Annotated in this window: 8 protein-coding genes; 6 read left to right on the top strand and 2 right to left on the bottom strand. The window is 71.7% G+C overall.

What is annotated here, in order from left to right; translation table 11 throughout:
* On the bottom strand, positions 1–1,801 hold a 1,801-nt coding region (locus L0B03_RS11615; RefSeq protein WP_250445946.1), incomplete at its 3' end, for a beta-galactosidase.
* A 204-nt stretch (positions 1,802–2,005) separates the two neighbouring features.
* Here L0B03_RS11615 and L0B03_RS11620 point away from each other — a divergent pair.
* From L0B03_RS11620 to L0B03_RS11640, 5 genes are all read left to right on the top strand, one after another.
* Entirely contained in the window at positions 2,006–3,031 is a 1,026-nt protein-coding gene (locus L0B03_RS11620; RefSeq protein ID WP_250445947.1) for a LacI family DNA-binding transcriptional regulator, read from the top strand.
* 63 nt (positions 3,032–3,094) lie between these two features.
* Positions 3,095–3,379 carry a toxin HicA gene (locus tag L0B03_RS11625; RefSeq protein WP_250445949.1) on the top strand — a complete coding sequence of 95 codons (285 nt, stop codon included), beginning with the start codon at positions 3,095–3,097 and terminating at the stop codon, positions 3,377–3,379.
* A complete protein-coding gene (locus tag L0B03_RS11630; RefSeq protein ID WP_250445951.1) occupies positions 3,376–3,723 on the top strand; it encodes a type II toxin-antitoxin system HicB family antitoxin in 348 nt (115 codons plus the stop codon). Before L0B03_RS11625 ends, L0B03_RS11630 begins: the two co-directional genes overlap by 4 nt.
* Before the next feature lie 319 nt (positions 3,724–4,042).
* Complete coding sequence (locus L0B03_RS11635) at positions 4,043–4,330, top strand: DUF664 domain-containing protein (protein ID WP_250445952.1); 288 nt, start codon at positions 4,043–4,045, stop codon at positions 4,328–4,330.
* Between the two features lie 153 nt (positions 4,331–4,483).
* On the top strand, positions 4,484–4,867 hold the full coding sequence (locus tag L0B03_RS11640; RefSeq protein ID WP_250445953.1) for a cupin domain-containing protein: 384 nt from the start codon (positions 4,484–4,486) through the stop codon (positions 4,865–4,867).
* Between the two features lie 48 nt (positions 4,868–4,915).
* Here L0B03_RS11640 and L0B03_RS11645 read toward each other — a convergent pair whose 3' ends face one another.
* Complete coding sequence (locus L0B03_RS11645; protein WP_250445954.1) at positions 4,916–6,493, bottom strand: aspartate:alanine exchanger family transporter; 1,578 nt, start codon at positions 6,491–6,493, stop codon at positions 4,916–4,918.
* Positions 6,494–6,616: 123 nt separating this feature from the next.
* On the opposite strand from L0B03_RS11645, the gene L0B03_RS11650 reads away from it, so the two are divergent.
* Positions 6,617–7,014 (top strand): CrcB family protein (locus tag L0B03_RS11650; RefSeq protein ID WP_250445955.1); only part of this gene is annotated, 398 nt, incomplete at its 3' end.

Genomic DNA, 7,014 nt, shown 5'->3' on the forward strand with positions numbered 1-7,014 from the left:
GGGCCACCCGGCCCAGCAGGGCCGACGCGGGCTCGGCGTCCAGGGCGGTGGCGATGTACCAGGCGACCCCGGTGCCGCGCTCGTTGCGGGTCACCGCGGGGACGCCGGGCAGCGGACCGTCGGCGTAGCGCGTGATGACCTGGGCCGTGACGGTGCGCAGGTCCTCGGTCCACAGCCGGGCCGTGCCACCGTCCTCGAGGCGCACCTGCTCGTGGGCCTGCAAGGGGTGGAACTCCTCGGTCACCACACCCAGCAGGTCGCGGAAGGCCCCGGGGTAGCCGCCCAGGCGCACCCGGTCCTGCTCGTCGACCACGCCGCTGAAGAAGGTCACCACCGCGTGCCCACCGGCGGCCACGAAGGCCTCGACCTGGGCGGCATGCTCGTCCCGCACCAGGTAGAGCTCGGGCACGACGACCATGCGGTAGCCGGTCAGGTCCGCGCCTGGCGGCAGCACGTCGACGGTGAGCCCCTGGGCCCGCAGCGCGAGGTAGACGCGGTGCACCTGGTCCAGGTACTCGACCTCGGTCGAGGGGCGGTTCTCGGCGTCGGCGGCCCACCAGGTCTCCCAGCTGAACAGCAGGGCGACGTCGGCCTCGACGCGGCTGCCCGCGACCTCCTGCAGCGCGGTGAGGGTGCGGCCCAGCTCGAGGACCTCGCGCCAGGTGCGGGTGTCGGTGCCGGCGTGCGGCAGCAGGGCCGAGTGGAACTTCTCGGCGCCCTGGACCGACGCCCGCCACTGGAAGAAGCACAGCCCGTCGGCGCCGCGGGCCAGGTGCCCCAGGGAGTTGCGCAGCATCTCGCCCGGCCGCTTGGCCACGTTGACCGGCTGCCAGTTGACCGCGCTCGTCGAGTGCTCCATGAGCATCCAGGGACCGCCCTGGGCCAGGCCGCGGGTCGCGTCGGCCGCGAAGGCGAGCTCGGCGGTCGGGTCGGCCAGGCGGTGGTCGAGGTAGTGGTCGTTGGCGATGACGTCCATGTGCGGGGCCCAGGACCAGTAGTCCACGTCCCGCCGGTGCGCGGTGACCATGAAGTTGGTGGTTACCGGGACCGTGCTGTGGCGGCGCAGCACCGCGGCCTCGGCGAGGTAGTGGTCGAGCAGCTCGTCGGAGCTGAAGCGCTGGTAGTCCAGGGCCTGGCCCGGGTTGGGGGTCGAGACCGTGAGCCGGGGCGGCAGCACCTCGGCGAAGGAGGAGTACCGCTGACTCCAGAAGCTCGTCCCCCACGCGGCGTTGAGCGCGTCGACGTCGGTGTAGCGCTTCTCGAGCCACCCGCGGAAGGCCGCGGCCGAGGTGTCGCAGTAGCAGAGCGCGTTGTGGCAGCCGAGCTCGTTGGACACGTGCCACAGGGCGACGGCGGGGTGCGCGGCGTAGCGCTGGGCGACCTGCTCGACCAGGCCCAGGGCGTAGCTGCGGAAGACCTCCGAGCTGGGGCACCAGGCCTGGCGGCCCCCGGGCCAACGCGTGGTGCCGTCAGCCATCACGGGCAGGATCTCGGGGTGCCGGGTGCTCAGCCACGGGGGCGGGGAGGAGGTGCCGGTGCCGAGGTTGGCACTGATGCCGTGCTCGTGGAGCAGGTCGAGCACCTGGTCGAGACGGGAGAAGTCGTACTCCCCCGGCCGCGGCTCGACGTCGGCCCAGCCGAAGACGTTGACGGCGACGAGCGAGACGCCGGCCTGCTGCATGAGGACCATGTCCTCGCGCCAGACCTGCGGGTCCCACTGCTCGGGGTTGTAGTCGCACCCGAGCACGAGCCCGTCCGCGGGCCAGGGCCGCGTGGGGACGTCGGGGACTGCGCTGCTCATCGTGCTCCCTTGCTCGTGAGCCCTCGGGAACCGCGATGTCCCAGGGGTGTCTGTGACCGTTCACAGAGAGACCAAACCGTCATGAGGCGTGTGCTCTGTGACCGGGCACAGATTAAGTACGGGTTTCTCTCGGTGTCAACACTCTCGCCGTCGAGCGGTGCTGCGGCGAGCGTTCTCCGCGTTCGCGGGCGATACGATCCGGGCATGTCCACGGCCGGGCCGCGACCCCGTCGCGCCACGATCCGCGACGTCGCCCTCGAGGCCGGCGTCTCGCGGGGCACCGTCTCGCGCGTGCTCAACGGCGAGCCCTACGTCTCCGCCCAAGCCCGCGAGGCCATCGAGAAGGCCGTGGCCCGGGTCGGCTACGTGCCCAACTCGGCGGCCCGCAACCTCGCGACCCGCCGCTCCCAGGCCATCGGCTTCATCGTCCACGAGCCCCACGAGCTCTTCCTCGAGGACCCGAACATCGGCGCGATCCTTCTGGGCGCCAACCGGGTGCTCTCCGGCTCGGACCACCAGATGGTCAGCCTGGTCATCGACTCCGAGCGGGACAGCCGCCGGGTGGCCCGCTACCTCAGCGGCGGGTTCGTCGACGGCGCCGTCGTCGTCTCCGCGCGGCAGGACGACACCCTGCTCACCACCATCTCCCGCCTGGGCATCCCCGCGACCCTGGTCGGCCGCCCACCCGCGACCTCCCGCGTGCCCTGGGTCGGCATCGACAACAAGGGCGCGGCGCGAGCGATCACCGAGCACCTGATCAGCACCGGTCGACGGCGGGTCGGGATGATCGCTGCCGCACTGGACCGCGACTCGGGTTCCGATCGCCTCGCCGGGTTCCGGGAGGCCCTGGGCCCGGCCTTCGACCGGCGGCTCGTCGTCGAGAACCAGCTCTACGAGTACACGGCGGGCCGCACCGGGATGATCGAGCTGCTCGAGCGCGAGCCCGAGGTCGACGGCGTGTTCGCCGCCTCGGACGCGATCGCGGCCGGGGTGCTCGACGCGCTCCGCGCGGCCGGGCGTCGCGTGCCTGAGGATGTCGGCGTCGTCGGCTTTGACGACAGCTCCTGGGCCCTGCGCTGCCAGCCGTTGCTCACCACCGTGCACCAGCCCGCCCGCCTGCTCGGCGAGGCTGCCGCAGCCTCGGTGCTCGCCCAGCTGCGCGGGACGGCGACCGACGATCCCGCGGGTGGTCTGCTCGAGACCCACGTCGTGGTGCGGGAGTCGGCCTGAGGCAGGGCCGCACGGGTTGAACCTGGCTAATCTCAGCGCCTCTGGAAACTAGACGATGCGACCATGGCGCAGTGGTACTACCAGCGGTACCATGGGACGGTGCCTTCGGTTGCCAAGATCGTCGCGGCGATGCAGGCCAACCCGCGCAACATCCGCTACGACGATCTGACGAAGGTGTGTGAGCACTACTTCGGTCGACCCCGAACCGGCAGCGGATCGCACGCAGTGTTCAAGACGCCCTGGCCCGGCGACCCACGGGTCAACATCCAGAACGACCACGGACGGGCCAAGCCCTACCAAGTCAGGCAAGTGCTCTCCGCGATCGAGAAGAAGGAGGCAGAGGCATGAGCAAGGCGAGCAACGTCGACATCACCCGATACACCTACCGGGTCACCTGGTCCGCCGAGGACGAAGAGTACGTCGCCACCTGCCTGGAGCTGCCCTCCCTCTCGTGGCTCGCCGACACCCAGGAAGATGCCCTCCGAGGGCTGCGCGAACTCCTCGCCGATGTTGTCCAGGACATGCTCAGCAACCACGAGCCGGTACCTGAACCGCTGTCGTCGCGGGCCTACTCCGGCAAGTTCAACCTCCGCATCGGAGAGCAACTCCACCGCAGGCTCGCCATGGAGGCCGCCCAGGAGCACCTGAGCCTCAACCAGTACGTCGTGCGGCGCCTGACGAACGCATCCTGACGGCCCGAATCGACGCACGGTCGTGCCGCTGACATGGCGAGACATCACCCGGCCATGGCGACGTCCGCCTGACTCGGGCTACTCGCGCGACGTCGACACGTCAGCCCGGCGACGGCGCACCGCACGGCGTATCCAGTCGACCAGAGTCTCGGCGAGGGTTCCGATCGCGAACGCCTGCACAGCCTGCGTGGCTGGGTCGCTCATGTTCACGGTCTGCGACGCGATCGCCACGCAGCCCGCCAGGAGCCAGAAGGGCGCCAACGCTGCCCATCGGCGCCAATCCCGCGGGCCGAACCGCCGGTTCACCACTCTCGCGTAGGTGACGCCCAAGAAGGCGCCTAGGACAGTACTGAGTAGGAACACGAACAACTCCTCACGGCACAACAGGCAGTCCCGTCACGCTAGCCCCGACGTCGCCTGGCCCCGCAGCCGCGGCACATCGGACGTCCTGACCGAGACCAATCGGCATGCCGGCCACGCCGACATCCTGCGCGAACAGCTGGACGAGGCCGTCACCGAGGGCACGGCGACACCTTCCGACGACGACTGGGCGGCGCACCGGTCGCGGATCGACACTGCAGCTCGGGCCGCAGCCCGCCTGGCCTGACGCGGTCCAGACTCTGACCGGCAGCTGCACGTGGCGGCATTCCGGCTTTCTTCATCGTGGCCATCAGCGTCTAGCTCTCGCTAGTCCGTCAAGGGAAAAAGAACGCGGGTGCGCGCTCCCTAGAACCACGGTGCGGCGCTCTAGGCTGAGCACATGAAGGAACTGATCGCTCGAGACCTCGCTGCCGAGCTGGAGCAGGTGGTGGATCACTGGACGCCACGGGTCGTCGGGCGCGTCAACGATCAGTACGTCAAGGTCGCGAAGCTGCTCGGGGAACTCGTCTGGCATGCGCATGAGCACGAGGACGAGATGTTCCTCGTGCTCTCGGGGCGTCTGCGTATCCAGCTCGAGGGCGCCGCTGACGTCGAGCTGGGCCCCGGTCAGTTCTACGTGGTGCCACGAGGTGTTCGCCACAACCCGGTGGCCGATGAAGAGGTGCACATCGTGCTCATCGAGACGGTGACCACGACGCACACCGGCGACGTCACGGTCGCCGGTACCGTTCCGGTCGACCAGCAGGTGGGCGACTTCGTCTGACCCAGGACTCGCTTCGCAGCGATCGGAGAGCGACGTCGCCCCGCCGAGCTACCCCCCGACGAGCACCTGCACCAGCAGGATCTTGACGATGATCCCCAGGGCGAACAGCGCCGCGTACCCGGCCTCGACGCGCTCGTCGACCACCCGTGAACTCGCGTAGGCGAGGATCGCCGGCTGCCCGACCAGGCCCGCGAGCGCCCCCGAAGCCCGTGGTGCGCTCACCCCGAGCCACCGCGCCCCGGCGACGAACAGCCCGCAGGCCAGCCCCACCACCACCAGCGCGAGCACGACCACCCGCAGCCCGGTCCCGGTGAAGGCTTCGCTCGCGAAGGCCTGCCCCGAGGAGAGCCCGACGGCGGCGAGGAAGAGCAGCAGACCGATCTGCCGGATGGTCAGGTTCGCGGCCTGCGGCATGCCCCACACCAAGGGCCCGGTGCGCTCGACGTGCCCGAGCACCATCCCGACCAGCAGCGGCCCGGCGGCCGAGCCCAGCGCGAAGGCGATCCCACCCGGCAGCGGCAGCGTCACGAGCCCGACGGCCAGCCCCACCGCGAGCCCGATCCCCGCGGTCACGGCGTCGATCTCCGAGACGCGCCGCTCGGAGTCCCCGAAGAACCGGGTGACCTCCTCGAGACGGTCCCGGGGCACGACGGCGAGCACCCGGTCGCCGAGCTCGAGGGTCAGCTCGTCCCGCGCGAGCAGGTCCAGGTCACCGCGCCGCACCCGGGTGACCACGCCGTCGAACCGGCCGGGGACGTCGAGCTCGGCGACGGTGCGCCCGGCCACCCGACGGTCGGAGACGACGAAGCGCTGGTGGTCCACCACGGTGCGGTCGTGCGCGAGGTGGGCCTCCACGCGGTGGCCGAGGTGACCGATCGCAGCCTCGACCTCCTCCCCCGGCCCGACGACGACGACCTGGTCCCCCGGGCGCAGCTGCTCCTGCTCGTCGACCACCCGCATGCGCCCGTCCCGCGCGAGGTAGGACATCCGGACCTTCTGCTCGCGGTAGCCGGGTACTCCGTCGAGGGTGGTGGGGCGCTCGACCTCGGCGGTGGCCGCGTCGAGGCCGACCCCGGCGGCCGGCTCGGGGTCCTTCCCGGCAGGCCAGCGACGCCGGACCGTCGCGGCGACCACGAGGATCGCGACGGTGACCCCCACGGGGTAGGCCAGGGAGTAGCCGACCGCAGGCTCGGCGCTGCCCGCGGCGGTCTGCGCGGCGGCGAGGGCGGGGGTCGAGGTCAGCGCCCCGGTGAAGGCCCCGGCCTGGAGCGGCCCGCCGAGGCCGAGGACGTTGCCCAGCGCCACCGTCGTCGCCGCGATCACCAGCAGCACCGCGACGCCGAGTCCCATCAGTGGGAGCTGGCGCCGCAGGTCCCGGAAGAAGGTGCTCCCCGCAGCCAGGCCCACCGTGTAGACGAAGAGCGCGAGCCCCAGGGTCTGCACCAGCCCGAGCCCCTCCCCGAGCCGCTCGTCCACGGCCCCGAGGGCCAGCCCGACGAAGAGCGCCCCCGCAGCCCCGAACCGCACCGGCCCGAAGGGCACCGCCCCCAGGGCCGTACCGAGGGCCACCACGAGGAAGATCGTCAGCAGCGGCGACCCGGCCAGGACGTCCACCACAGAGCTCATGCCCCGACGGTACGGCGAGACCGGGAGTCGCGGGCGGGTAGGCAGCTCGGCGGCTGGCAGGCTGGGCCCCATGAGCACCTCGGCGGCCGCCGGATCGGCACGGCCCGACAGGCAGGCCTTCCCGTGACCCGTCAGCACCTGGCCCCGCGGCTCCTCGCCGTCGTCGCCCTCGGTGGAACCCTCGGCACCGCAGCCCGCTACCTGCTCGCGAGCGCCGTGACCCAGGACGGCGGCACCTGGCCGACGGCGACCTTCCTCGCCAACCTGCTGGGGGCCTTCCTGCTCGGCCTGCTGCTCGAGGCCTTGGTGCGTCGCGGCGCCGAGAGCCCCCGGGGCCAGGTGCTGCGCCTCGGCCTGGGCACCGGGGTGCTCGGCGGGTTCACGACCTTCTCGAGCCTGGCCCTCGAGCTCGACCGCCTGCTGGCCGACGGCGCGGTCGTACTCGCCGCGGGCTACGCGGCCGCCTCGCTGACCCTCGGCCTCGCGGCCTGCTTCGCGGGCGTCACCCTGGCCGCTCGGGC

This window comes from Actinotalea sp. C106 (assembly GCF_023630195.1).
In the GTDB taxonomy this organism is placed as follows: domain Bacteria; phylum Actinomycetota; class Actinomycetes; order Actinomycetales; family Cellulomonadaceae; genus Actinotalea.